The organism is Paraburkholderia sp. MM5477-R1 (assembly GCF_050436385.1).
GTDB classification, from domain to species: Bacteria; Pseudomonadota; Gammaproteobacteria; order Burkholderiales; family Burkholderiaceae; genus Paraburkholderia; species Paraburkholderia tuberum.
In genome coordinates this window covers 1,768,848-1,795,189 of sequence record NZ_JBNDMC010000006.1, presented here as the reverse complement: position 1 = coordinate 1,795,189, position 26,342 = coordinate 1,768,848, and the positions used below count along the sequence as shown (strand labels likewise).

20 protein-coding genes and 6 pseudogenes are annotated in these 26,342 nt (G+C 61.3%); 10 read left to right on the top strand and 16 right to left on the bottom strand.

The window, feature by feature from the left end:
* Positions 1 to 1,638, top strand: coding sequence for a gamma-glutamyltransferase family protein (locus OKW35_RS26670; RefSeq protein ID WP_184068801.1), 1,638 nt, complete (start codon positions 1 to 3; stop codon positions 1,636 to 1,638).
* 470 nt (positions 1,639 to 2,108) lie between these two features.
* On the opposite strand, the gene eutC is transcribed toward OKW35_RS26670, so the two are convergent.
* From eutC to OKW35_RS26610, 12 genes and pseudogenes are all read right to left on the bottom strand, one after another.
* Positions 2,109 to 2,906, bottom strand: a complete 798-nt coding sequence (gene eutC, locus OKW35_RS26665) for an ethanolamine ammonia-lyase subunit EutC (protein WP_260321468.1) — start codon at positions 2,904 to 2,906, stop codon at positions 2,109 to 2,111.
* Entirely contained in the window at positions 2,903 to 4,297 is a 1,395-nt protein-coding gene (locus tag OKW35_RS26660; protein WP_184068810.1) for an ethanolamine ammonia-lyase subunit EutB, read from the bottom strand. The genes eutC and OKW35_RS26660 overlap by 4 nt, the downstream gene beginning before the upstream one ends.
* A gap of 28 nt (positions 4,298 to 4,325) precedes the next feature.
* On the bottom strand, positions 4,326 to 4,982 hold the full coding sequence (locus tag OKW35_RS26655; protein ID WP_184068813.1) for an HAD family hydrolase: 657 nt from the start codon (positions 4,980 to 4,982) through the stop codon (positions 4,326 to 4,328).
* 82 nt (positions 4,983 to 5,064) lie between these two features.
* On the bottom strand, positions 5,065 to 6,597 hold the full coding sequence (locus OKW35_RS26650) for a sodium:solute symporter family protein (RefSeq protein WP_184068816.1): 1,533 nt from the start codon (positions 6,595 to 6,597) through the stop codon (positions 5,065 to 5,067).
* The gene (locus OKW35_RS26645) at positions 6,594 to 6,851 is read right to left on the bottom strand and encodes a hypothetical protein (RefSeq protein WP_184068819.1); all 258 of its coding nucleotides are present in this window, start codon (positions 6,849 to 6,851) and stop codon (positions 6,594 to 6,596) included. The genes OKW35_RS26650 and OKW35_RS26645 overlap by 4 nt, the downstream gene beginning before the upstream one ends.
* Positions 6,852 to 7,129: 278 nt before the next feature.
* Entirely contained in the window at positions 7,130 to 8,065 is a 936-nt protein-coding gene (locus tag OKW35_RS26640) for a choline kinase family protein (protein ID WP_184068822.1), read from the bottom strand.
* A 4-nt stretch (positions 8,066 to 8,069) separates the two neighbouring features.
* Positions 8,070 to 9,020 (bottom strand): phosphotransferase, encoded by a 951-nt coding sequence (locus OKW35_RS26635; RefSeq protein ID WP_429553602.1) that lies wholly within the window; start codon positions 9,018 to 9,020, stop codon positions 8,070 to 8,072.
* A 5-nt stretch (positions 9,021 to 9,025) separates the two neighbouring features.
* Entirely contained in the window at positions 9,026 to 10,306 is a 1,281-nt protein-coding gene (locus OKW35_RS26630; protein ID WP_429353531.1) for a Zn-dependent hydrolase, read from the bottom strand.
* Positions 10,284 to 11,042, bottom strand: coding sequence for a DeoR/GlpR family DNA-binding transcription regulator (locus OKW35_RS26625; RefSeq protein ID WP_429291300.1), 759 nt, complete (start codon positions 11,040 to 11,042; stop codon positions 10,284 to 10,286). The genes OKW35_RS26630 and OKW35_RS26625 overlap by 23 nt, the downstream gene beginning before the upstream one ends.
* 258 nt (positions 11,043 to 11,300) lie before the next feature.
* Positions 11,301 to 12,734, bottom strand: a complete 1,434-nt coding sequence (locus OKW35_RS26620; RefSeq protein WP_429353530.1) for an amidase — start codon at positions 12,732 to 12,734, stop codon at positions 11,301 to 11,303.
* Positions 12,735 to 13,636: 902 nt separating this feature from the next.
* Positions 13,637 to 14,722 (bottom strand): IS630 family transposase, encoded by a 1,086-nt coding sequence (locus OKW35_RS26615; protein ID WP_429550962.1) that lies wholly within the window; start codon positions 14,720 to 14,722, stop codon positions 13,637 to 13,639.
* A gap of 289 nt (positions 14,723 to 15,011) precedes the next feature.
* Positions 15,012 to 15,212, bottom strand: a pseudogene (locus tag OKW35_RS26610) (IS6 family transposase); the annotation flags it as partial.
* Between the two features lie 256 nt (positions 15,213 to 15,468).
* Here OKW35_RS26610 and OKW35_RS26605 point away from each other — a divergent pair.
* Positions 15,469 to 15,666 carry a tautomerase family protein gene (locus OKW35_RS26605; protein ID WP_184068834.1) on the top strand — a complete coding sequence of 66 codons (198 nt, stop codon included), beginning with the start codon at positions 15,469 to 15,471 and terminating at the stop codon, positions 15,664 to 15,666.
* 78 nt (positions 15,667 to 15,744) lie between these two features.
* On the opposite strand, the gene OKW35_RS26600 is transcribed toward OKW35_RS26605, so the two are convergent.
* From OKW35_RS26600 to OKW35_RS26590, 3 genes are all read right to left on the bottom strand, one after another.
* On the bottom strand, positions 15,745 to 16,680 hold the full coding sequence (locus OKW35_RS26600; protein WP_429553601.1) for an SMP-30/gluconolactonase/LRE family protein: 936 nt from the start codon (positions 16,678 to 16,680) through the stop codon (positions 15,745 to 15,747).
* Positions 16,681 to 16,696: 16 nt separating this feature from the next.
* Complete coding sequence (locus OKW35_RS26595; RefSeq protein WP_184068840.1) at positions 16,697 to 17,551, bottom strand: SDR family NAD(P)-dependent oxidoreductase; 855 nt, start codon at positions 17,549 to 17,551, stop codon at positions 16,697 to 16,699.
* Between the two features lie 172 nt (positions 17,552 to 17,723).
* Complete coding sequence (locus OKW35_RS26590) at positions 17,724 to 18,638, bottom strand: LysR family transcriptional regulator (protein ID WP_429553600.1); 915 nt, start codon at positions 18,636 to 18,638, stop codon at positions 17,724 to 17,726.
* Between the two features lie 206 nt (positions 18,639 to 18,844).
* On the opposite strand from OKW35_RS26590, the gene OKW35_RS26585 reads away from it, so the two are divergent.
* The 3 genes and pseudogenes from OKW35_RS26585 to OKW35_RS26575 all read left to right on the top strand — a co-directional run bounded on the left by OKW35_RS26585 (position 18,845) and on the right by OKW35_RS26575 (position 21,660).
* Positions 18,845 to 19,906: an aldo/keto reductase gene (locus tag OKW35_RS26585; RefSeq protein WP_184068846.1), complete on the top strand. Its 1,062-nt coding sequence runs from the start codon at positions 18,845 to 18,847 to the stop codon at positions 19,904 to 19,906.
* Between the two features lie 166 nt (positions 19,907 to 20,072).
* Positions 20,073 to 20,616, top strand: a pseudogene (locus tag OKW35_RS26580) (IS6 family transposase).
* 93 nt (positions 20,617 to 20,709) lie between these two features.
* Entirely contained in the window at positions 20,710 to 21,660 is a 951-nt protein-coding gene (locus OKW35_RS26575; RefSeq protein WP_429402986.1) for an aldo/keto reductase, read from the top strand.
* A gap of 226 nt (positions 21,661 to 21,886) precedes the next feature.
* On the opposite strand, the pseudogene OKW35_RS26570 reads toward OKW35_RS26575, so the two are convergent.
* Positions 21,887 to 22,202: pseudogene (locus OKW35_RS26570) on the bottom strand (DDE-type integrase/transposase/recombinase); the annotation flags it as partial.
* Positions 22,203 to 22,226: 24 nt separating this feature from the next.
* On the opposite strand from OKW35_RS26570, the gene tnpA reads away from it, so the two are divergent.
* From tnpA to OKW35_RS26545, 5 genes and pseudogenes are all read left to right on the top strand, one after another.
* The gene (gene tnpA, locus OKW35_RS26565; RefSeq protein WP_429553599.1) at positions 22,227 to 22,679 is read left to right on the top strand and encodes an IS66-like element accessory protein TnpA; all 453 of its coding nucleotides are present in this window, start codon (positions 22,227 to 22,229) and stop codon (positions 22,677 to 22,679) included.
* Positions 22,680 to 22,711: 32 nt separating this feature from the next.
* Complete coding sequence (gene tnpB / locus OKW35_RS26560; RefSeq protein WP_429553598.1) at positions 22,712 to 23,008, top strand: IS66 family insertion sequence element accessory protein TnpB; 297 nt, start codon at positions 22,712 to 22,714, stop codon at positions 23,006 to 23,008.
* 30 nt (positions 23,009 to 23,038) lie between these two features.
* Positions 23,039 to 24,526, top strand: a pseudogene (gene tnpC / locus OKW35_RS26555) (IS66 family transposase).
* Between the two features lie 340 nt (positions 24,527 to 24,866).
* A pseudogene (locus OKW35_RS26550) lies at positions 24,867 to 25,890 on the top strand (IS30 family transposase).
* Positions 25,891 to 25,906: 16 nt separating this feature from the next.
* A pseudogene (locus OKW35_RS26545) lies at positions 25,907 to 26,317 on the top strand (GNAT family N-acetyltransferase); the annotation flags it as partial.
* Between the last annotated feature and the right edge of the window lie 25 nt (positions 26,318 to 26,342).

Here is a 26,342-nt window from a genome sequence, read left to right as displayed (position 1 = left end):
ATGACACGTTTCAATTGGCAAAACCCGTATCCAACGCCCCGCTTGCCCGTGTTCGCGCGCAACATCGTTTCGACGTCCCATCCGCTTGCCGCACAAGCCGGCCTGCGCATGTTGTGGAAAGGCGGAAATGCCATCGATGCGGCGATTGCCGCGGCCGCGGCAATCACGGTCGTCGAGCCAGTCTCTAACGGCCTCGGCAGCGACGCGTTTGCGCTCGTCTGGGACGGCAAAAAGCTGCATGGCCTGAATGCTTCCGGCGTATCGCCGGCGGCATGGAACGTCGATTACTTCAAGCGTAAGTACGGTGAGGAAAACGGTCTCGCGAAGCACCCCAAGCGCGGCTGGGATGCAGTGACGGTGCCGGGCGTGATCGCCGGCTGGGAGGCGTTGCATCAGAAGTTCGGCTCGCTGCCGTTCGCCGATCTGATGGAGCCGGCCATCGAGATCGCCGAGCGGGGCCATGCGGTGGCGAGCATCGTTGCGTACAAGTGGGCGGCGGCCGTGCCCGAACTGAGGAACCAGCCCGGTTTCGCCGACACGTTTATGCCGCACGGCCGGGCGCCGGAAGTCAGTGAACTCGTGCGCTTTCCCGGTCACGCGAAGACGCTGCGCAAGCTCGCTGAACAAGGCCCGCGTGCGTACTACGAAGGCGAGATCGCAGAAGAGCTCGCCGCGTTCTCGCGCCAGGGCGGCGGCGCGCTCACGATGGACGACCTGCGCAACTACCGCGTCGACTGGGTCGAACCGATCAGCAAGGACTATCGCGGCCACACGGTGCACGAAATTCCGCCGAACGGTCAGGGCATTGCCGCGTTGATCGCGCTCGGCATTCTCGAACAGTTCGACGTGGGCTCGCTGCCGGTTGACGGCATCGACTCGCAGCACCTGCAGATCGAAGCCATGAAGCTCGCGTTCGCCGACGTCTACCAGTACGTCGCCGATCCGCGTTCGATGGAGGTCACGCCCGAACAGATGCTCGACGACGCGTACCTGAAGTCGCGCGCGAAGCTGATCGACCCGAAGCGTGCCACGCAATTCGACTTCGGCATGCCGAAGGCGGGCGGCACGATCTACATGTCGGTGGCCGACGAGCGCGGCATGATGGTCAGCTTCATCCAGTCGAACTACATGGGTTTCGGCTCGGGCATCGTGGTGCCGGATTCCGGCATTTCGCTACAGAACCGCGGCTACGGGTTCTCAATGGATCCGAAGTCGGCGAACGTGGTCGAGGGCGGCAAGCGCCCGTTCCACACGATCATCCCTGCTTTCCTGACCCAGCAGGCGGACGGCAGGCAGGAAGCGGTGATGAGCTTCGGCGTGATGGGCGGTGACATGCAGCCGCAGGGGCATTTGCAATCGATCGTGCGCATGCTCGACTACGGCCAGCAACCGCAGGCCGCCTGCGACGCGCCGCGCTGGAAGGTCAATCGCGACTTCTCGGTCGACGTCGAGGCGACGCTCGATGAGGACACGGTGCGCGCGCTCGAGGGTCTCGGCCATACGATCAAGTCGGTCGAGGATCCGTATATGGACTTCGGCTCCGGGCAGTACATCTGCAAGCTCGATCGCAACGACCCCGAGCGCGGTTATGTCGCCGCGAGCGACAGCCGGCGCGACGGACTGGCTGCCGGGTTCTGATTCGGCAGCCGTGCTGTTCAGAGTGCATGGGCCTCGCAGGTGGCGACCCGCCGCTTGCGAGGCTCGGCCGCCATTCATGCGCTTGGTGAAGCGCTTCACGGCACGTGAGTCTATCTGTCCCTAAGCAACTTCCTTGGAAGGCGGACCGTGCGATTGATCGGCTACCGTGTCTGTCAATCTGTCCGGCCTGTCGATCGCGGACCTCGACTTTCATACTCAGGCCGGTTCGGCATTAGTGGTTCAGACAGAAGCACGCGCTCACAGCTTCAGCAGGCGACAGGCCGGCGCGGAAAAAAGACTGCAATCGCCGGACGAACGCGTCGTCAGGTTCCCAAGGCACGCGAATGAATCCCTCTCCGAAGGCTTCTTCGTACACGGCGTTTGTCCATGCGCGCAGGTCGAGTTCGAACGAAAGAGGCAGTGCTGTCTGATTGGACTGGATGACCATGACAACCTCCACAACATCGAAGTTAGTTGGCGTCCGGTGCTGCGATCGCCGTAGACGCGTCTTTGGCCGCCTTTTCCAGCAATGCATCGCTCTCGTCTTTAAGTCCCACGCCAGTGAGGCCCAAGCGGCGCGCATGCGTCAGCAGATAGTGCAGCTTGTGCGCGGCTGCGCCGTGACTCAATCCCTCGGGGCGCACGTTCGAAATGCAATTGCGTTGCGCATCGGCGCACCCTACTTTAGGCGCGTACGTCAGGTAGATGCCGAGGCTATCCGGCGAGCTCAGCCCGGGACGTTCGCCGATCAGCATCACGACGAGCCTGGTCCGCAGAATTTCGCCGATCTCATCGCCAAGCGCTACCCGTGCTTGCCGAGCGACCACCACCGGACCAATTCTCCAATCCGCAAGGCGTGAAGAGACGGCCCTCAAAAGCGGAATGGATTGCTTTGCAGCAGCACAGGCCGACAGCCCATCGGCAATCACGAACACCACTTCCGGCGCTTCGATGGAGGCTTGCGCAAGCGCCTCGCGGCTCTCCTCCGACAGGCGTCTCCCCAGATCCGGACGCCGCAAGTAATGCTGACGGTCCGGCGCAGCACTATGCACATCAAGCGTGGTGAAGCCGTTCGCGCGCAACTGCTCATGCAGCGAATCAGCGTCGAGCGGATGATGCACCGCATCGCGTGCCTGCGCGTGCGATAGATTGAACGCGAGCAGCGGCCCAGTCGGCAGGCTGTTGCCGGCACGACCCAATGCGATACGCGCATTGGTGAACTGACGCAATGCGCTCCAGGGGTTCTTTTCGAGGAAGTCGTTGCTCATGCGATCCCCATCCATTCGCGCGCACCTTCCAGCAATGGTTGCCGTATCGCGCCATTGAGCAACACGCCGAGCGCGTCGGCGACCTGCATCGACTCCAGCCACTCTTCGAATTCCGGCGCACGCCTTAGGCCCAATACGTCGCGCACATAAAGCGCATCGTGGAATGAGGTGCTCTGGTAGTTCAGCATCACATCGTCCGCGCCGGGGACGCCCATGATGAAGTTGATTCCCGCGACGCCGAGCAGCGTCAACAGGTTGTCCATATCGTCCTGATCGGCTTCCGCGTGGTTCGTGTAGCAAATGTCGCAACCCATCGGCACGCCGAGCAGCTTGCCGCAGAAGTGATCTTCGAGACCCGCGCGCGTGATCTGCTTGCCGTCATAGAGGTATTCCGGGCCGATGAAACCGACCACCGTATTGACGAGAAACGGATTGAACTTTCGTGCCACCGCATAGGCACGCACTTCGCAGGTCTGCTGGTCGACGCCATGATGCGCATTCGCCGACAACGCGCTGCCCTGCCCCGTTTCGAAATACATCACGTTGTTGCCGACTGTGCCGCGATTGAGCGAGAGCGCCGCTTCATAGGCTTCCTGCAGCAACGCAAGCGAAATGCCGAAGCCGGCATTCGCTTTTTCCGTACCGGCAATCGACTGAAACACCAGATCGACCGGCGCGCCCTTGCCGATTGCGGCAATCGTGTTGGTGACGTGCGTCAGTACGCATGATTGCGTCGGCACCTGATAGCGTTGCCGGAAATCGTCGACCATCAGCAGCAGCGTGGTAATCGCGGCCAGGCTGTCGGTAGCCGGATTGATGCCGATCATCGCGTCACCGCAGCCGTACATCAGGCCGTCGAGCATCGAGGCGGCGATGCCCTTGACATCGTCGGTCGGATGATTCGGTTGCAAGCGCACTGACATGTGGCCAGACAATCCCACGGTGTTGCGAAAGCGTGTGATCACCGGACGCTTGCGCGCCGCCGCGATCAGGTCCTGGTTACGCATCAGCTTCGACACCGCGGCGACCATCTCCGGTGTGAGGCCGGCGGAGATACGCGTGAGTGCATCGGCATCCGTCTCGCTGCTGAGTAGCCAGTTGCGGAAATCGCCGACCGTCAGATGGGATATCTCGGCGAAAGCTTCGGGCGAGTGATCGTCTATGACAAGGCGCGTGACTTCATCGCTTTCGTACGGAATCAATGCCTCGTTGAGGAAGGTGCGCAACGGCACCTGCGCGAGTGCCATCTTGGCTGCGACGCGTTCTTCCTCACTGGCCGCCGCGGTGCCGGCGAGCTGATCGCCCGAGCGCAGCGGGCTCGCCTTCGCCAGCAACGTTTTGAGATCGTCGAACCGGTAGGTGCGTGTGCCGATCGCTTCGGTATAGCTCATCTCGCGTTGCTCCAGAGTGCCGCGCACGTTAGTGCCATGTCAACACAGGCCACCCACACTCCTTCGCGTGCGCTGCCAGCACCCGGTCCGGATTGACCACGTGCGGCCTGTCGACCTCGCACAGCAGAGGTAAATCGTTTCGCGAGTCGGAATAGAAGCTGGCACCGGCCAGGCTTTCGTCGTGCGCCTTTAGCCATGCGCGCAGCCGAACTACCTTGCCTTCCCGATACGTCAGTACGCCAGAGGTGCGTCCCGTATAGACACCGTCCTCCGTCTGGATATCAATCGCCAGAACATGATTGATACTGACTCGCGCCGCAATTGGCTCGACCAGATGCGCGCTCGACGCCGAGATCACCAGCAGGGTGTCGCCACGCTGGCGATGGGCGTCGATCACATTCCGCGCGTCGGCCCGAATCCTCGGCTCGATCACCTGTTCAACAAACGCATCGATCTGATGGCGCACATCAACGACGCGGCGACGGGCGAGCGGTGCGAGTGTTGCTTTCATGTAATCGTCCATCGTAAGCAACCCTTCGCCGTAGGCACGCATCATCTCGTCGTTTTGCCGTACAAATGCATCGGCGTCGCCGACCCATCCCAGGCGTGCCATCTCGCTGCTCCACAAATTCGCGCAATCTCCATTGATAATCGTGTCGTCAAGATCGAAAATCGCTAAAGTCATCCGGCCTCCGTTGAGTCAAATTCTCGATGCCGCGGCAGCATCAAAATGCGAGATCCATGCCGGCCGCCGCGGCCGCTTTTCCTTAATGTGTTACCGGTACGGCGACCGTCGAAGGTGCGCGGCCGCGCACAGGCTTCGCGAACAGCCGGTCGAGCCGGGCGATCTCGTCGGTCGACGGCTTGATCGCTAACGCAAACACGACGAACACGACGAAGTTCGCTGCGAGCCCGACAATCCCGCTGGTCAGCGAACCGAGCGCGCGGATGTCGTCCGGATAGACGGAAGTCAGCACGATCGCGATTGCAATGCCCACCAGCATTCCCGCAATCGCGCCCTGCTTGTTGCCACGCCGCGTGAAGATGCCGAAGAACAGCGGGACCGCAAGCTGGATGATCCCTTGATATGAAATCTGCGCGAGTAATTGCAGTCGGCTGTAGTCGAAAGTCAGATATGCAAGGATCGCCGCTGCGACGATGAACACGACCATGCCCGCCTTGGACAACACCATCAACTGGCGATCGGTGCGCGGCGTATTCCACGTCGCGAGGTCGTTGGCGAACTGCGTGCCGCAGACCTGCACACAACCGTCGACATGGCCGATGCTCGCCGCAAGCACAATCACGATTGCCACCGCGAGAAGCCACGAGCCGCCGATATCGGCGAGTGCGACGAACCAACCGTGCTGCGGCTGTGCGGCTACGTTCGGGTCCTGACTCGCGGCAGCCGCGAACAGCATCAGGATGCAATAGAAGCCGCCAACCAGCAGCATCGTCAGCAGCGTGCCCTTCTTGACGGCCCTTACGCCGCTCGCCGTATAGATCCGCTGGAAGCTCATCGGCCAGCACATTGAGCCGATCACACCGGTGAAGATCAGGCTGAACATGTACCAAGGACCGTAACCGGTACGCGCGTCGCCGGGAATCAGCAGCATCTTCGCCGGCAGTTGCGACAGGTGCGAGAATGACGCGTGGTTGCCGAATAGCAACAGGATGCACAGCACCGCGCACAGCACGTACGCAATCAGCCCCTGGAACATGTCGGTCATGATCAGCCCCCGCATCCCCATGCTGACGGTCCAGTACTGGCGGATCAGTACAATCACAACACCAGCAGTCAGGCAAGCCGTCACGGTCCACTGGCCGAACGTTGCGAACTGGAATAACGTCGCGAGCGCCTGGATCCCCATCACGACCCACGGAAACACCGAGATGATCCCGATGATCGACGCGATTCGCTTGACGACCGGGCTGTTGTAGCGCATGCCGAGGAGGTCCGGCTGCGTCGTCAGGTTGAACTGCCGGCCCCACGACCACGCCCGGTTTGCCATCAGATACATCGCGGTCACGCCGAGCGTCGCGTAGACCATCCCGTAGAAACCGAGCACGCCGCCGACCGACAGTGCGAAGAACGCGGTGAACGTCGAGCCGGGCCACCACGAGTTCGTGTAGCTCATCGCGACGAACCACGGGCCGTACGAGCGGCCGCCGACGGCATAGTCGGAGAAGCTTGTGCTCCGGCGGTTGGTCGCATACAGAACCGCGATCATCGCAACGAGAAACACGACGATCATGCCGAACGTGACGACCGGGTTGCCGGGATTCGTGAAGTGGGTCATGTCGGTTCTCCTTCGTTGGCGAGTTCGCCGGACACGCCTTCGGCCACGTACAGCGCCCATATGCCGAGCCCGACCAGGACCGCGTTCGCGATCCAGTAGAAGATCGGCAGCGGTACGCCGAGCACGAGTTGCTTACTGCCGCTGACGCCTAGATAGAACGGCGGACACAGCGCCATCAGAAGAAGCAGGAAGAAATAGATGCCGAATACAATCTTCTTCGAATTCGGCATCGAGCTTTGGATCGATTCAGCCATGATCGGCTCCTCGCGAGCGGCGGGTTGAGGGACACGAATGGAACGCGCTGTCATCTCGCGCGCCCAGCCGATAGGCACCGCCTTCGGCGTGCCGGACCGAAGATGGCGTCAGATCCGCCCGGACGCGGCCAATCGCTTTTAATTTCGCTCTGGATTCCTTAATAACCATAATGCCTTCCCATCCTGAAAATGAAATCGGGTTCTCAATAGGTCGTCGAGCTCAAGCGTCGGCGCAGAACCAGTTTATGCACGGAGCTGTTTTCAAGCGCCTAGTCTCTTCACGCCTGCCTCAGCCATGTTTCCCACTGCGGATCCTGAAAGACGATGCGAGCGCGCATCTGTTTCCAGAACCCGTACTTATAGAAATCGAAATCGAGCCGCGACACCGCACGCTGCACCATCGCCCACGTCGACCATTTCAGATCGGCGAGCGCCTTGTTCAACTGCACACGCGCGACGACCTGGGGCGTCACGCGACCGAAATAGTCCTCGAGCAACGCGAGTTCCATCCTAGGCGCGAAGAACATCTCGCCGAACCACAGGGCGAGCTCGTAATGCCGGTCGTTGTTCGACGCGTACTCGAAATCGACCAGGCGAATCTCGCGCGCATCGTTCAGCATGAAGTTGCCGGCGAGGGTATCGTTCATGCAGGGCGCGAGATCCAGACCCGACGCTTCGAGCGCCGCACGGGCACGACGGTATTGCTGGCACAGCCAGTCGTGATCCGGGGGTTTAACCGCGTGCAACGCTTCGACCTGCTGCTGATGTTCGTCGATCATGTCAAACATGGTCTTCGTCTGAGCGAGCACCGGCTGATCATTGAACGCCTTCAGTGCACGCAATGCGTTGTGCCGGACCTCACGCTCGAGGAAGTCGAGGTTTGACGACGCGCGCCAGCCTTCCATGAACTCGAACACCTCGACGCCCAGGTCCTCGAGGAACGCGAACACCGGCGCGCCGTAGCCGGTTATCGCGGCCTTCACGCTCGCTTCGTGTGCAGTGCGGCGGTCGATAAACATCTCTGTGCCCTGACCCGGCACTTTGAAAAAATACGCAGTCTGCGCGCCGTCGACTTCGACGCGCCAGTTCGTGTTCGAGATGCCGCCACCTACCGGTGCGTAGCGAATATCGTACCCTTTCCATGCAGGCAATTCACGAATCGCAGCTTCAATCTCGTGTTCATGATGGGTCTGAGCCTGACCGAGTGCTTTCATCGAATCATCCCTTCAGCAGACGAAGCCAGCCTTCGAAGCGCGCGTCCTGAATGCCTTGTCGGCAGCGCAACGAAGTCCATTGAGCGAGTTTCGTGAATTCGAGACGGCGCGGTGACGTCGTGCCTAGCCACAATCCCCACAGTGTCCAGTACCAGTCGTTGACAAGCGCATACAGACGGCAACGCGCGTAGTCGGCTTCGTCGCAACGGCCAGCCCAGCGCACGATACCCTCCCGCCATTGCGGCTCGAACTGATACAACTCGTTCAGCGTGATAGCCACGTCGTACCAAGGGTCGCCGCAGCCACCGTAATCGAAATCGATCAGCTTGAGTTCGCCTTGCGGGCCAACCATCACGTTGCTCGCAAGGCCGTCACCGTGCAGTGGCACGACCTCTACGTCCGATGCCTGCAACGCATTCCATGCACGATCTATGCAGTCATCGGTCCGCAACCCGTCGATCGGCAATTCCACCGCATCACGTCGACACAGCGCCCGAAGTCGGGCGATGTCGTCCATCGGAGACGAGACAAACATGGGCGCTGGACCGTCATGCACTTGCCGCTTCGCCGCCCACAGCGCGTCGAGACGCTCGGGTGACGCGAGATCGTCAACGCGCGCCCAGCGCCATTCGGAGGCCTCCAATCGATCGAACAGCAGCACGCCGCGCTGCATATCAACGATGCGCAGCGCGACCGTTGCTTCCGCTTGTGCCGCACAGCGGCTCGCGTCGACGGTCCGCGCAACGTCGATCAATTCTTTCATATCGTCGTGCAGCACTTTCGCATACCACGATTGAGCGCCCACCGCGACGACGAAGCCGGCCCATTCGGTCGCGAGCCGCGTCGGCGACGCGACTGCTCCGGTACCGTGCCCAACCTGCGCGTCGTTGCCTAGCCCTACTGCATTCAGCGCGTCGAGCAATCGAAGGGATTCAGGCGATTCCGTCAGCATCATCGTCCTCAAAGGTAGCTCGACGATTCAGTGCAGATGCGCTCCAGCAACGCGCTCAACAGACGCAGGCCGTTGTGCAGATCGGCATCAGCGGTGTACTCGGCTTCGTTGTGCGAGACGCCCCCGCGACTAGGTACGAACAGCAGGCACGTCGGCGTGACGCGACTCATGCTAATCGCATCGTGGCCGGCGACGGTGACGCTATCGCCCGCTGGCAAGTCGAGTTCGAGGCTGACGTCGTGGGCAAGTCGCGACAGGCCATCATGCAGCTTCAGCGGGGCGCGAAGCTGGCGGCTTTCGATCTCGATGCGCGTGCCGGTCTGTTCAGCGATATTCCGCAACGTCGCCTCGAAGCATGTTGCAGTGCCGTCCAGCAGCGCAGTGGACGGCGAACGGAATTCAATGTGTAGTATCGTCCTCGACGGCACGACGTTCGGCGAATTCGGATATACGTCGAGGCGGCCAACCGAACTGTGCATTTGCGCGCCGTGCCGCACGGCTTCCGCATGGACCGCGGCGATCGTGTGCGCTGCCGCCAGCAATGCATCGCGCCGGTCGGCCATCGGTGTAGGGCCGGTGTGATTCTGCTCGCCGTCGAAGCGCACTCGCCATTTCAATGCGGCCCACGTCTCGCGGACCACGCCAATTGCGAGCCCCTCGCGCTCGAGATTCGACGCCTGCTCGACGTGCATCTCGACATATGCGGCAATAGGCAGATCGAGCATCGCATCGCCGAGATAGCCAATCTGCTCCAACGCACTCTTCAGCGTGACGCCTTGCCGGTCCTCGCATGCCCACGCGTCGTCGAGCGACATCGCGCCGGTGAACACGCTGCTACCCGTCAGGCTCGGCTGGAAACGCGCGCCTTCTTCGTTGGTCCAGTCAACGACCGCCAGATTGCATGGCGCACGGTGACCACTCGCGCGAAGCCTCTGCGCGATGCCGACGATCGCGGTCGCGCCGGCAAGCACGCCGTATACACCGTCAAAGCGGCCGGCGCTCGGCTGGCTGTCGAGATGCGACCCGCACAACACGTACGGCGCGCCCGGCGTCAAAGTCACAAGCCCGAAGACGTTGCCGATTGCATCGATGTGCACATCGAAACCGTGCTCGTCGAGCCAGATGCGGAACAGATCACGAACCTGTCCGTCCTGGGCCGACGCCGCGAGCCGATGCAGACCGCCGGCCGGCGTCGCGCCAATCGCGGAGCTTGCGCTGAACAGCGCGTCGAACGCGCGCAACTCATCGGCGTTGGGTTGAACCAGTTCAGGGATGGACGATATCGACATGAGCTTGTTCCAGGCGGTCTATGTAGTCGGCCGACAGCGGGCGGTTTGTGACGAGCGTCGCGATCGCGTCGAACGGTAGTGTGTTGATGAACGTGCGATGGCCAAACTTGCCATCGTCGGCGAGCACGACGCTACGCACGCAATGCACAACAAGCGTTCTGCGCAGCATGGCTTCGGATTCTTCGTAATCCATCAGCCCGAGCTTCAGATCGACCGCGCCAATGCCCATAAAGGCGATGTCGTAATGGAACTGACGGGCGAATTCGAGCGTGTGCGGGCCGATCAATGCGTTGTCGTTACGACGGACGTCGCCTGGTGTGACGAGCACGTGGTTGTCGCTCTGCTGCGTCAACAGTTGCGCAATGTCGAGCGAGTTCGTGACGACTCGCAACTGGCTGAAGCTTGTCAGCTGATGCGCGAGTGCGAGTGTTGTCGTGCCGGTGTCGAGGAACAGCGCCATTCCCTCCTGCACGAGGCCGCTTGCGCATTCGGCAATCTTCGCTTTCGCCTGTGTCCTGATCCGGTTGCGGACCTGCAGCGGTTGCTCCTCGTTAAGCCGCGGCAGGATCGCGCCGCCGTGAACGCGACGCAACTTGCCGAGTTCTTCAAGATATTTGAAGTCGCGGCGAATCGTTTCTTCGGAGACGACCAGCTGCGTAGCGAGGTCGGCGGCCTTCACGCGTTTCTGCTGGCTCAGAAAACGCATGATTTCTTCGAGGCGAGGCTGATTCAGCATAGGTAGATGAGTCCGGCGTACAGGGAAGCAACCAGTGTAACGAGGTTTGCCGCGCGTTCGGATCACGCGGTGGCAGCGCCCGGATTGTGCCAACAGGCGGTGGTGCGTCGGCGTGGCATCGTCCGCGTCGAGACGTTGCGCCACTCGCAACTTCGTCTGTTGCTGGAGCACAGGTCTCGGCGGTGCCATCAGCGCGCGCCGTTCTGGCCAGGCACCGACTTGATGTGCGTCGAAATTGCAGATCGTCACGGTACGCTCCTAGCCCACGAGCAACGGCGGCAGCCGATGTTCCCACGGCGCAATTGCCTCGAACGCCGCGCAGAACTGCAGCACGTCGCCATCTGCGAAGCGCGGCCCGATGACCTGCAAGCCGATTGGCAAACCTGACGGACTCCAGCCGCACGGCACGCTCGCCGCTGGGTTGCCGGACAGATTGAATGGGTACGTGAACGGTGTCCAGCGCGCCCACGGCACCGCGGTGTCGTCGACGCCATCGAGGTCAGATGGCGCAATCCGGTCCGCGTCGAACGGAAGAATTGGCAGCGTTGGCGTCAGCAGCAGATCGAAGCGCTCGAACAGCTTGTGGACTTTGCAAGCGAACGCCGCGCGCTGCTGGACCGCGGTCAGATAGCCGGCCAGATCGTAGTCCGCAGAACGTTCGATTAGCGTCGCGAAGCCCGGTTCGAGCTCCTCCTTGCGATTGGCAAGCGACTTGCCGTACACGATTCCGCGGCCGCCGACCCATAGGGCCTCGAACGTCGGCAACGGGTCATGCCATTCGAGCGCGGGCATATCAATCGTGACTGGCAGCGTCCGCGCAATCTGATTGACCGCCGCTTCAACTGCTGCCGCAACAGCCGGATCGACGTCAACGTTGAACAGCGTCGGACAAAACGCGACGCGCAGCGGCCGCAGCGGCGAATCGCAACGCGCGAGGAACGTTTCAGTCGGTGCTGGCAACGCTTGGTGATCGCGTGGGTCGGGACCGGATAGCACGTCGAACAGCAGCGCGCTGTCGCGCACCGTCCGTGTGATCGGACCGGCATGGCTGAGCATTTCGGTCGCCGACCAAGGCCACGTCGGAATCCGGCCGAGCGAGCCCTTGAGCGCGAACGTGCCACAAAACGCACTGGGAATCCTTACCGAACCGCCACCGTCCGAACCGAGCGACGCGGGCACCATCCGTGCGGCGACCGCGATTGCCGAACCCGAACTGGAGCCGCCGCTCGTGAGTTGTGGGTTCCAGGGATTGCGGCCGTTGCCGAATACGCGCGACAGGCTCGCGCCGCTCCAACCGAACTCAGTCGTCGCGGTCTTGCCGACGATGATCGCCCCCGCATCCTTCAGGCGTCGGATAATCGGCGCATCATCCGACGGCACATAGTCGAGCGCGGTCAGCGAACCCCGCGTCGTCCGCAGACCAGCGGTCGAAAACAGGTCCTTGACGCCGAACGGAATGCCATGCAGTGGCCCTCTAAAACAGCCGCGGGAGGCTTCGAGCGTCAACGTTTCGGCCTCAGCCGCCGCCGTTTCGGCGTAGATGTCGCCGAATGCGTTCAATGTGGGATTGTGGGTTTCTATCGCTTTCAGGCTGTGCGCTATCAACTCACCCGGCGTCAGGCTGCCGTTCCTGATCCGATCAGCGGCATCAAGAACCGTCGGCGCAGAGACGCATTTTGACTCGTATTTCATCCTAAATCCTGAATGGGACAGCGCATTGGCTGGTTGGATGCATTACAGGTTGGACAAAAACTGGTGTCAAGCGCGTTTTATTGGTTTTGTTGGTTTTGTTGGATATGTTGGGTCCGACCATCCACTCAAGGGCTCTCGCTGGCAAATCAGGCGCTCGAGAATTTGCGTCGATCAGGCAGGAACAGTCTCACGAGTTCGCAACCGGAATCCTCCCGGCCCAACTATGCCCGCCCAAGGCCGCGTCGTCAGCCACAGAATTGGCGGGCAGCGCATTGGTTCTGACTGAACCTGAAAAAGTAGGTCGGATGTGACGCAACAGTCGAAAAAAGCCTACAGCGACCGGGCCGGGGCGGCGCAATTACGTGACTCTGGGCTGTCCATTTAACCGGAGTTAGGGATTTGCCTCCACGGGCGACTCGGCGAAGGTCGCTCCAAGCTGGGCGGATGCCGGTGTCCTGGCCTTCGCCCCTGGCTCACGTGGAGCACCAGAAAACCGTCGGTACCAGGCCAATGTCCAGCGGTTGAGACATCAATGTGATTAGCTGTGTGGGTATCCGTTAGAGGCATTCGATACCCCGTTCGCAGCCCGCACCTGTGTTGCAGAACTGGTGCACTGGTACAACCACGAACACCGCCACAGTGCGATCCGCTTCGTGACACCGGCCCAGCGCCATGCCAATCTTGCTCAGGACATCCTCGAGCGCCGCACAGCGCTCTACGAGGTTCGCGCGAACGTCATCCGCTACGATGGAAAGGTGCCACGCGGGACTGGCAGCGCGCGTTCATGTCGTGCACCTCAATCCCGATCGGGCTGAGCCGACCGTCGACATTCGACAATCTCATAACCAGGAGTTAAAAGCAGCCTGAATTCCAAACGTCGAGGCGACAACTAGTGGTCTGCGTCAAACGGATTGCATCTTATTCAGCTTGGTGCGGGCACGCGTTACTTTCGCCAGAATGTCGGAAGCTTTAGCGGTCCAGATGAAGGGTTTTGGATCACCATTGTGCTTTTCAATGTACTGCTCGATCGTGCTGACCAACTCGGGTACCGAGCGAAAGGCTGACCGCCGTAGCTGGTTCTCGGACAGATCACGAAAGAAGCGTTCGACCATATTGAGCCAGGAAGCGCTGGTGGGCGTGAAATGCATGTGAAATCGTGGGTGCTTGGCCAGCCACGCCTTCACCTCGGGATGCTTATGAGTGGCGTAGTTGTCGGCAATCAAATGTAGTTCCCTACCCTTGGGGGTGCTGCGATCGATCTTGCGCAGGAAGCCCAGCCATTCTTGATGACGATGCTTCGTCTGGCACTGACCAATGATGCTGCCATCGAGCGTGTTCATCGCGGCGAACAACGTCGTCACACCATTGCGCTTGTAATCGTGCGTCATCGTCTGACCTCGACCTCGCTTCATCGGCAAGCCAGGCTGGGTCCGGTCCAGAGCCTGGATCTGGGACTTCTCGTCACAACTGAACACCAGTGCGTGCTCAGGTGGATCGAGATAAAGGCCGACGATGTCCTCCAGCTTCTCGGCAAAGTGCTTGTCGTTCGAGACTTTGAAGGTTTCTATCCGATGCGGCTTGAGTCCATGCGCCTGCCAGATGCGCCTCACGCTCGCCTCGCTGACGCCGGCCACTGCCGCCATGCTGCGCGTACTCCAATGCGTCGCGTTATCGGGACGCTGCTGCGTGGTCATCGCCACGATGGCCTTGACCTTGCGCGCAGAGATCTTCGGCTTGCGCCCGGGTCGCGTCTCGTCCCGCTCGATCCCCGCCACACCGTCCGCGATGAAGCGCGCTCGCCAGCGCGCCACCGTGCCTCGCCAGATACCCAACTGCACACCGATCTCTTTGTCTGTGTGGCCCAGTGCCGCGAGCAATATCATCTTGGCACGCTCGGCCAGTCGTACCGGAACCCTCCGCCCAGCCGCCCACGTTTCCAATTGTTTGCGCTGGCCTTCGCTCAGCTCAACTTTTGCCGCGATTCTCATGGGTTCTCCCTCATCACCTAGAAGGAGACTCGCAAATCGCGATTAAGTTGCATTATTTACGACGCACTACACTAGCTGGAAAACTTCCCGTTGAAGGCGGAAATGCCAACGCACTGCGCAATTGATGACTGCAGCCGGAAAGCGGTGGCCGAATACGGTGCGGTCATTGCACAAACAGCGTTGAAAGTACGGCAGCAGCTTCCGGCGATTATTGACGACGAACACAACGAGCTAACAGCGTTGAGTCGGTCAATGATCCGCGATATGTACGAGCGGTATTGTCAACTTGACGCTTCGCGACCGCCAGACCGAACTTCGTCGCCCAGCACCGCACCGTTTCGTACATAAGCTCGATTCCCCGTGCCGCCAGCATCTCCTCAACCATGCGCCGGCTGAGCGGGAACCGGTAGTACAGCCACACCGCGTAGCTGATGATGTCCGGCGGAAATCGATAGCCCTTGAACGAGATCGGCGCCTCGGCCGACAGCAAAACGGAAACGGAAGCTTTCTTGATGCCCCATATATTCGTCGACCCCGGCGCCAACTTGACAATACCTCGACGCGTCCTGACCACGGCTGCAAGATCAGCTGGAACTTGCCACCGACCACGGCCGCTTGAGCCGCTGAAAAATCGCCGGGAATCAGTTTCAGGCGTATGTTGGCTTCGGCGGCCAGGCTTGAGCACACGCCGTCCAGTGACGCTATGATTGCGCCTGCAGTTCCTTGCCAATCCACTGGAGTACGTCATGCCGGAAGTCGTTGTTTACGCAGTAGCAGGGCGCTCACCCGAGCAAAAGAAAGCGCTGATGACGGGGATTACCAAAGCTGTGGTTGACAGCCTCGGTGTCCTCGCTGAACAGGTTGTCGTGCAGATCGTGGAATCTCCAGCAGACTCCAAGTCAAGAGGCGGCATTCCGTTCAGCGAGCGCCAGCGCACGTCCTAATTCGCACGAATCCACATCATCACCGCCCCGTGCGCGGTGGCACCGCCGACCGGGCGCGGACGTAATCCGCCGGCGCGCTCAGGTTGCGACCGCCGCAGCCGTATCGACGTATAGCGCATACAGTGACTGCCCGGCCGCCATGAACAGCCGGTTGTGCGCTGCGCCGCCGAAGCAGACGTTCGCGCAGCGTTCGGGCAGGGCGATGCGGCCAATCGCGCTGCCGTCCGGCGCGAATACCATCACACCGTTCAGTCCCGGGCCGGTGCCCCAACCGGCCCACAGGTTACCGTCCGTGTCGCAACGGAAACCGTCTGGCGCGCCGTTCTCGCCCGCATCGACGAATACGCGTCCGTGCACGAGGCGCCGACCGTCCTCGACATCGTACACACGGATGCGCCTTGGCTTCGAGCCCGATTCGACGATGTAGAGGCGGCGTTCGTCGGGCGAGAAGCAGATGCCGTTCGGATTGACGATGTCGCCGGCGACCACCTCCGCCCGGCCGGTGGCCGGGTCGAGGCGGTAGACGTTGGTCGGCAGCTCGGGCTCAGCCTTGACACCCTCATAGTTGTTAGAGATGCCGAACGGCGGATCGGTAAACCAGATGCTGCCGTCGCTCTTCACGACCACGTCGTTTGGCGAGTTCAGCCGCTTGCCGTCGAAGCGGTCGAGCAACACGGTCAGCGTGCCGTTGTACTCGGTGCGCGTCACGCGCCGGTTGCCGTGCTCGCAGGTGATGAGCCGCCCCTGGCGGTCCCGTGTATTGCCGTTCGCGTACCCCGAGGGCTTGCGAAATACCGACGTCGCGCCGGATTCCTCGTCCCACCGCATGATGCGGTTGTTCGGAATGTCGCTCCACAGCAGGAAGCGGCCGTCGCCGAACCACACCGGTCCTTCGCCGAAGCGCATGCCGGTCGCAAGCCGCTCGACTGCCGCGCTCGTGATCCGGTATTTGAGGAAGCGCGGATCGAGCACTTCCACTGCGGGATCGGGATAGGTTTCGCTTTGCTGCCACATGGTGCTGGGCCTTGAGTCAGCGGGGCTGCTTGACGAACGCTTCGAATGCCGTGGCGTAGTCCGGATGCCAGCGCGACAACGCGGGCCGGTTCTCGACGATATCGCCCGCCGCCCATAGAATGCGCCGTTCGTCGAGCGAACGCGGCACGTCGTTATCGGGACACAGTATGTAGAAGTCGCCGGCGTCGAGACGCTCGAACATGAAATCGACGGTCTGCTCGGGCGTCCATGCGGCGGCGGGCTTTTCCACACGGCCGTTCCGTGTGAGTTCCGTGAACACGAAGCCGGGAATCAGCAGATGAGCGCTGATCCGGCCGTCGGCGGTATTGCGCAGTTCGTGCTGCAGCGCTTCGGTGAACGCTTTCAGACCGGCCTTCGCAACGTTGTATGCGGGGTCGCCCGGCGGCGTCGTGATGCCTTGCTTTGAACCGGTATTGATCACGAGCCCCGGACGGCCGCGCTTGATCATGCCCGGCACGAAGACCTGCGTGCCGTGGATCACGCCCCACAGGTTGACACCCAGCACGCGCTCCCAGTTCGCGGTTGGACCGAACATGCCGCTGCCGGGCTGAATGCCGGCATTGTTCATCAATACATCTGTTCCGCCGAAGCGTTCGACGACGGTTGCGTGCAGGCGGCGAACATCGTCGGCGACAATGACGTCGGTCTCAACCGCAAAGACGTCTTGCGTACCGTTTGCGCTCAGCGCGGCGATTTCCTCCACCGCCCGCGCGAGGCGGTCGGCGCCGAGGTCGGCAATGCAGATGCGCAGCCCAAGCTGCGCAAAGCGTTTGGCAGCAGCCAGGCCGATGCCGGCGGCGGCGCCGGTGATCACGGCGACGGCGCCGGGGGTCAGGGCAGAATGAGTCATCAGAATCCTCGTTGATGCGTGCCGGAATCGCGACGCCAACCAGCGACTGCGATCCCGATCCGTTGGAACAGTGAGTCGGCGATCCTAGCATGAACTTTTTTGCGTGACCGACGGCGCTCCCGCTGATGAGTGGTCCGAAGCATGCGCGGTACCGCGCGGTGCCAGTCAAGCGTCAGTTCGCCACCTCGGGCAATTTGAGCAAGTCCAGGAAAGCACGGGCGACGGGTATGAGCGGTTCTCCGGCGCTTCCCCTAAAAACCGCCGCGAGTTCCCAGCAGGGCTCATCGGCTTCGCGCAGGCTCGCCGTTGCGACCGGCGCCCCGCGCGTGTTGCTCCCCCTTGCGGCGGCCACCGATTCGGGCACCATACTGATCGCAAGCCCGTGCGCGGCCAGTTCAAGCAACATCGGCATGTCGTTGACCTCGAAGCTGGTCTGGCGCTGCAGTCCTGCCGCCGCAAAACTCCGATCGACGAGCCGCCGCACGCTCCACTCCGGGCGCAGGTCGGCGAATGCTTCGTCGACGAGATCGGCCAGCGCCAGCCCGCTGGCGCCCGCAAGCCGATGATGTGTCGCGCAGACGACGACCATTCCTTCGCATGCGAACATGTGCGATCCGAGGTCGTCGAGCGGCGTATCCGGTGGCTGTGTGAACGCGAGGTCTAGGCGCCCTTCCCGCACCCCGTCGATCAATGCGCGCGATCCGTCCAGTGTCAATTCGATATCGATCCCACCGAACGCGGCCCGAAACTGTCCTAGAGAAGCGGGCAGGTCGACGAAAGGCGCGAGACCGTGAATCGCACCGATACTCAGCCTGCCGCGTGCAAGCCCGTGGACCTGCGTTACGGCGTGCCGCGCGTCGCGCGCGGCAGCCAGTACCCGCTGCGCCTCGGCGAACAGCACTTCGCCGGCAGGCGTCAAAGCGACTCGCCTCGTGCTGCGATTGAACAACGGTCCGCCCAAGTCTTCTTCCAGCGAGCGGATCGACGCAGACAAGCCGGACTGCACGAGGTTCAGACGCCGCGCCGCGCGCGTGAAATGTCGCTCTTCCGCGACCGCCACGAAATGTTCCAGCTGCTTCAAATCCACGTTTGCACTCTTTCTTGCAGAGACGATTAATCACAAAAATTGCACGATTGAATCACATCTTTCTATTGGCATGATAATTCAGTCTCCGTTATCGTGGGATCCTTGGGCACGTCAAAGAACACTGGGCACCCAATGCGGGCGCCATCGGACTGAACTACCGCCCGCCGGCTGTGAATCCTTGCAACATACATGGAGATTGCTTCATCATGGACTACCGTCAACTCGGCCGTTCGGGCCTCAAGGTGTCGACCATCACGCTAGGCACGATGACGATGGGCGGCAAAGGCAAATTCGCGAGCGTCGGGGAGGTCAGCCTCGACGAGGCGCGCCGCCAGATCGACATGTGCATCGACGCGGGCGTCAACCTGATCGATACGGCGGACGTCTATTCGAACGGTGCGTCGGAGGAAATCGTCGGCCAGGCGCTCGGCGGCAAGCGCAAAGGCGGCGTGCTGATCGCGACGAAAGCCCGCTTTCCCATGGGTGACGGCCCGAATGACCGGGGCCTGTCGCGGCATCATTTGATAGAAGCCTGCGAGGCGAGCTTGCGCCGTCTCAAGACCGATGTGATCGACCTCTACCAGGTGCACGAATGGGACGGACTCACACCGCTCGAAGAAACGCTTGAAGCGCTCGAGCTGCTGGTCCGGCATGGCAAGGTCCGATATGTCGGCTGCTCGAACTACTCAGGCTGGCACCTGATGAAAGCGTTGCATGTAAGCGAACGCGATCGCCTGTCGCGCTTCGTGAGCCAGCAGATCCATTACACGCTCGAAGCACGTGAAGCGGAGTACGAACTCGCGCCTATCGCGCTCGATCAAGGCTTGGGCATTCTCGTCTGGAGCCCGCTCGCAGGCGGCTTGCTGTCGGGTAAGCACCGCCGCGACTCGACACCCGAGGGCACGCGTCAGCTCGCGGGCTGGACGGAGCCGCCGATTCGCGACGCCGAACGACTGTGGTCGATTGTCGATACACTTGTCGAGATCGCCAGCGAGCAGAACGTCTCCGCCGCTCAGGTCGCGCTCGCATGGACGCTCGGGCGCCCCGCCGTCACGTCGGTCATCATCGGCGGGCGCAACGAGAAGCAACTGCTCGACAACCTCGGCGCGGCGAATCTCAGGCTGAGCGCCGAAACGCGCGAACGGCTCGACAAGGTGAGCGCGCCGCCCCTGCTCTACCCGTACTGGCATCAGGTGCAGACCGCACACGATCGTCTTTCAGTTGCGGACCTGTCACTGCTGGGGCCCTATCTCAAGGCGTCGCGGTGATGCGGCGACATCGACCTGCGGCCGTCCTGAAGGATCGCAGGTCTACACGGCTATCGTCGGCTGTAGAAAAGTCGGTCATATTTCCATGCCCGGGCGCTCTCGAAGGTTCTGTTGCAATAGCGGAGGCGGGCATGCTGCGGGACCTTACGGAATGATGTGAACGACAATGAAAGCGCTGAGTCCGACGGTAGCCAAAGTGCTGAAGCGGTTGCACTATCAGCTCGAGATAATGTTGGTGTGCGTGCGTTGGTGCGTGGCCTACCCGCTCAGCTTGCGCAATCTCTAGAAGATGATGGCCGAACGGGGTGCGCGGTCGATCATTCGACCGTGCACCGGTGGGCCATCAAGCTTCTGCCGGTGCTTGAAAGGGCGTTCCGCCGCTGCAAGCGCCCGGTCGGCAAGCGCTGGCGGATGGACGAAACCTATGTGAAGAGAGCGGTGCCAATCTGGCCGGCCTACATGCCGTGAATGCCGAGCGTGAGACGCCCATCAAGATCCGCCAGGCCAAGTATCTGAAAAATATCGTGGAACAAGGCCATCGGGCGATCAAGCGCCGTACCCGGCCCATGTTGGGATTCCATGATTTCCCTTGTGCCCGCATCTTGTTGAGCGGCATCGAACTCATGCATATGATCGCCAAAGGGCAGATGAAAGACGCACGCAAACTCAAGCCATCGGCCGCCCGGCAATTCTACTCGCTGGCGATGTAAGTAAGCCTCATCATATCGCTATCGTTCACCCAAATCGCCTTACCGCGACAGAACCCTTAGTGTTTCCAACCCACGTCTCAGAGTAGAGAAAAAATGCAACAACACACCATTGGAACGTCGGATCTTCGAATCGCACCCCTCGTCTTTGGCGGCAACGTGTTCGGCTGGACAGCCGATGAGCGCACGTCGTTTTCCATCCTCGACGCCTTTGTCGACCTTGGCTTGAACTTCATTGATACCGCCGACAGCTATTCGCACTGGGCCAAGGGCAATCAGGGCGGCGAGTCCGAGACCATCATCGGCAAGTGGTTCAGGCAAAGCGGCAAGCGGGAAAAGATCGTGCTCGCGACCAAGGTAGGCATGTGGAAGAAGCGGCCAGGGCTGTCGGCGGCGAACATCGAGGCAGCCGTCAACGAGTCGCTGCGCCGGCTACAAACCGATTACATCGACGTCTATTTCTCCCACATCGACGACGACAAGACGCCGCTCGAAGAGACGCTCGGCGCATATCAGAGGTTGATCGAGGCGGGGAAAGTGCGCGTGATCGGAGCGTCGAACTTCAGCGGCGAGCGGCTCGAGGCAGCACTGAAGGTATCAAAGGAATCGGGGTTGCCGGCGTATCAGGTTCTTGAGCCGGAGTACAACCTTTACGATCGGGAGGGCTACGAAACCGATCTCGAGCCAGTCGTGCAGGCGCACAAATTGGCGGTGGTTACTTACTTCAGCTTGGCAAGCGGTTTCCTGAGCGGAAAGTACAGTTCGAAGGCCGACGCCGCGAAGGGTGCGCGCAGCGCGCTTGTGGACAAGTATTTCAACGACCGCGGGTTACGGATCATCGATGCTCTTGTTGAAGTCGCGAAGCGCAACAACACGACACCTGCAACGGTGGCAATCGCTTGGATCATCGCGCGGCCGAGCGTGACGGCGCCGATTGCCAGTGCGACGTCCGTCGAGCAACTGAAAGGGTTGGCTGCAGCAACTCACTTGCAGCTTTCTTCCGAAGACATGAAGCTGCTCGACGAAGCCAGCGCAGCGGCGCAATAACCGAGCAGGTACTGTCACCCATTGAAAGGCGCTTGCCAACTGGTTGCGCGTTTCGAGCAGGCTCGGCGCAGCGCGGTGGGACAAGCCCATGGGATGGGAAGGAATCGCGACAGCCAGGCGTGCGATTCGACGATGTGTGTTGTTGTGTCGTTGTGCGAAGTTATCGGCATGGTGCGGGCGAGCGTCGTGCGCTGCTACGTCGACGAAATCCCGATCCACCGGCTCCCCGATTTGCGGTTGCGGCATCTGGCTTCGGCATGAAGGCGACATCGTCACGCTTCATCGTTTCCACGAAGCTTTCTGCCATGCCGTTACTTTGCGGACTGCACACCGGTGTGGTCAACGGTTTCAAACCAATGTCAGACGCAAAGGTCCTGGTTTTCTCCGGCTGTGTAGCCTGAGCCGTTGTCCGTCAGCCATTCAATTTCAGCCGGTGCCTTCGAGACGTTGCCAAAGCGCTTCTCGACGGCTGCCAGCATGACGTCACGCACCACGTCGCCACTGTGGCCACCAGTTGTCGCCACCCAGCTCATCGCTTCACGGTAAGCACCTCACGACGACCGTCGTTGACGGCGGCGAGAAGCGACATCAAAGTGGTGCCCATCATTTTCGATTTGATGGACATCACTGTGACAGAGTCGGAAGCCAAGCCGGGTAGCCGCAAGGGAAGCCTGAATTATGATCGCGAGTTTCGACGCCGGCTTGCGGCCGCTGCATGCGAGCCTGGTGCATCGGTCGCGAAGCTGGCGCGGGACAATGGCATCAATGCAAATATGCTGTTCACCTGGCGGCGTCGCTATCGCGAGCAATTGCAGGCGGAAACGACGTCGCTGATTCCCGTGGCGGTGGTCCATGAAACGCCGCCGCAGTGGCGATGCCCCCAGATGCAAGGGACGTCGGCAACCGGACTGCACGAGCCGGGACGATCGAGATCCAAGTTCGGTGACGTGGTAGTCAAGGTGGACGGCATCGTCGACGCCGATACGCTACGGGTCGTACTGGGGAGCATGCGATCGTGATCTCTGTTCCCACGGGTACACGCGTCTGGCTGGTGGCAGGCGTCACCGACATGCGCTGCGGGTTCCAGGGGCTGGCGGCGAAGGTGCAGACGGCGCTCGAGGACAATCCGCTGGGCGGCAACGTGTTCATCTTCCGGGGCCGGCGCGGCGATCTGGTGAAGGTCATGTGGGCGACCGAGGACGGGCTCTGGCTTCTTGCGAAGCGGCTTGAGCGGGGCCGCTTCGTCTGGCCGCAGGCCGATCATCTGACGGCGGCGCAATTGTCGATGTTGCTCGAAGGCATCGATTGGCGGCAGCCGCGTCGCACCGCTGCACTGTCGATGTTGTAAACCGAGCAGAAGACTCGTAAACTGCGCCGCATGTCGAACGGCGCCGAACTTCCTGACGATGTTGAAACTCTGCGAGCCTTGCTGGTCGAGGCTCGTGCCCAGCTTGCCGAGCGCGATCTGGAGATCGAGCAGCTCAAGGCGCAGCTCGACAAGCTTAGGCGCATGCAATTCGGGCGCAAGTCCGAGCAGTTGGACCGGGAGGTTGCACGGCTCGAAACCGCGCTCGAGGACTTGACGGGCGAGCGCGGCGTCTCTGATGTGCGGCGCGCCCGCCAATCAAGCGCGAGCACGCCTGTGGGCAACGCATCGCCGAAAGAAGCGCTGCCGCCGCATCTGCCACGCGAAGAACGCGTACTCGACGCCGACGCAACGTGTCCGAAATGCGGCAGCGCGAGATCCGGCGCAAGACGGTCTGTCCGTGCGGCCACCACTTCTCGCAGCCGCCGATGCCCGGCCTGCCGATTACGCGCAGCATCGCCCATCCGAGCCTGCTGGCCGACATCGTCGTCTCGAAGTACGCTGACCACGCCCCGTTGTACCGGCAGTCGCAGATTGCCGCGCGCGACGGCGTGAAGCTCGATCCGGCCAGCATGGGCCGCTGGGTCGGCCAGTGCGAGGCCCTTTGCGATGCACTGACCGAGGCACTGCGCCGCCACACGATGGCACCGTCGAAGCTGCACGCGGATGACACGCCGATCCCGGTGCTCGAGCCGGGCAAGAAGAAGACAAGGACCGGGCGACTGTGGGTGTATGTGCGCGATGACACCCGTTCGGGCTCGACCGAACCGGCCGCGGTGTGGTTTGCTTACTCGCCCGACCGCAAAGGCATCCACCCCCAGACCCATCTCGCTGGATTCGAGGGCATCCTGCAGGCCGACGCCTACAGTGGCTTCAACGAACTGTACGAGAGCGGCAAGATCCGTGAAGCTGCATGCTGGGACCACACGAGACGGTACATATACGACGTGCATGCCCGAACGCCTACCGAGGCGACCCGAGAGGTGCTCGAACTGATCGGTGGACTTTACGGCATCGAGGCGGATATCCGTGGCAAACCCGCTGCTGAACGGCTGCGCGTGCGGCAGGAGAAAAGCGTGCCGCTGCTCGCGACCATCAAGACGTGGATGACGGACAAGCTCGCGACGCTGTCGAAGAAATCCGACCTTGCCAAAGCGATCCGTTACTCGCTCAAACCAGTGGGACGCGCTCGCGCTGTACTGCGAAGAGGGCCGTGCTGAGATCAGCAACGCCCTGGCCGAAAACGCGCTGCGCTGTGTGAGTCTGGGCCGCAAGAACTTCCTGTTCGCCGGCTCCGACAGCGGAGGCGAGCGGGCAGCCGCGATGTACGGTCTGATCGGCACATGCAAGCTCAACGGGATCAACCCGCGCGCCTACCTCGAATACGTACTGACCCATATCGCTGACCATCCCATCAACCGTATCGACGAACTGTTGCCATGGAACGTGGCCACGAAGCTGCCTCGGCAGTCTGGCCCATCGGCGTCTGCAGACACGTAACCCGATTCCCGATCATGCCTCACGCGGGCGCCGCGTTGCGGACGGCCGTCGCGAGGTGCTTACGCTTCACGGTCACAGCAATCCAGAGCGAACGTGAGTGTCACCAGGCTCACTCGCGCATTGAGTTGCGGGAGTTGCAGCGCAAGAGACCCGATGAACCCTGTAGCCACGGCGTTGCGCGCGGTGTACACGGAAAGCAGAGGAAGCGGCTTGAATGTCACTTTCGAGCGTCCAACAGGTGACGCTTTAGTTTGAGGTTGCAACGAGCATGTAGCCGAGGCCCCACACTGCTTAGTCTCTAGTTCCAAGTGCAACACCTTGAATGAGGTAGGGTGTTGCGATGAAGAAGAACTACAAACATTTGAGTGCGGAAGAACGCGCGGCGATCATGATCGAACATCAAAAGGGCGGCAGCATAAGAACTATTGCGGGGCTGCTGGGGCGCAGCGCTTCGACGGTGTCGCGCGAACTGGCGCGTAATTGCAGCGTGGACGCGCCGCGCTACTGTGCGACGCAGGCGGCCTCGGCCTATCGGCTGCGTCGTCGGCGCTGCGTACGGCCGCGCAAGTTGATCGAAGGCAGCGCGCTTTATCGGCATGTGCATGATCACCTGGTCTACTGGCGCTGGTCGCCGCAGCAAATCGCTGCCAAACTGCGGGCCATGTATCCAGACGACCCAAGTCAGCACGTCAGCCACGAGACGGTCTATGCTGCCATTTACACCTATGCACGTGGCTCGCTGAAACCAGCCATGATCGCAGCCTTGCGCCAGGAAAAACCGGCGCGCGGAAATCGGCGCACGACGCTTGCTGGCGGCAGCTATGTTCCCGAGGATTTGCGCATCCAATATCGCCCCGAGCAGATCGAGCAACGGCTGTTGCCGGGGCACTGGGAGGGCGACTTCATCAAGGGTGCGTTCAATCGTTCCGCCGTGGGCACGCTGGTCGAACGCAAGACGCGCTTCGTGATTCTGTGCCGCATGGATGGCTGTACGGCCAGGAATGCGCTGGAAGGCTTCTCGCGGCAAATGAAGAAGTTGCCGGCCTTTCTTCGCGAGAGCCTGACCTACGGATCGGGGAACGGAAATGGCCTGCCATGTCGAGCTCTCCAGGCGGCTCAATATCGATATCTGGTTTGCTGATCCGCATGCGCCCTGGCAGCGCGGCAGCAATGAGAACACCAACGGCTTGCTGCGTCAGTTTCTGCCAAAGGGCACAGACCTTTCGACGCTCTCGCAGACCCAACTCAATGACATCGCCAAATTGCTTAACGGGCGGCCTCGCCAGACGCTCGGCTGGGACTCCCCCGAGGAAGCAATGGCTAAAGAGTTAGAGAAGGCTGGATTAGCTAAACGTTGCACTTGACTCTTGAGACTGCCCATCCTTTACCGATCAAACGGGCTTCGATAACTGGTTTTCAGGTGGTCTCACCGGGTCGAACGTCGGCCTCATTGCGCGTGAAGTGGCATCGATTCAAATTGTCGGTGTGGTGAACATTAACGAAATAGTAATGGGCGCTTTTCGCAGCGCCTATCTCGGGTATTACGGAATGTCGAACTTCGCCCGGGCAGGGTTGATGACGGACGCGGTACGGGCAGCTGTGATCTATGCTTTCAGCGAACTTGGATTGCATCGGGTGGAGGCAAATATTCAACCAGGGAATATCGCGTCGATCGCACTTGTGCGGCGGTTGGGTTTTAAACAGGAAGGTTTTTCTCCTCGCTATCTCCGCGTAAATGGCGAATGGCGCGACCACGAGCGATGGGCGTTGCTGGCCGATATGCCCGGTTAGACACAGCCGCCACTCAAAAAAATAA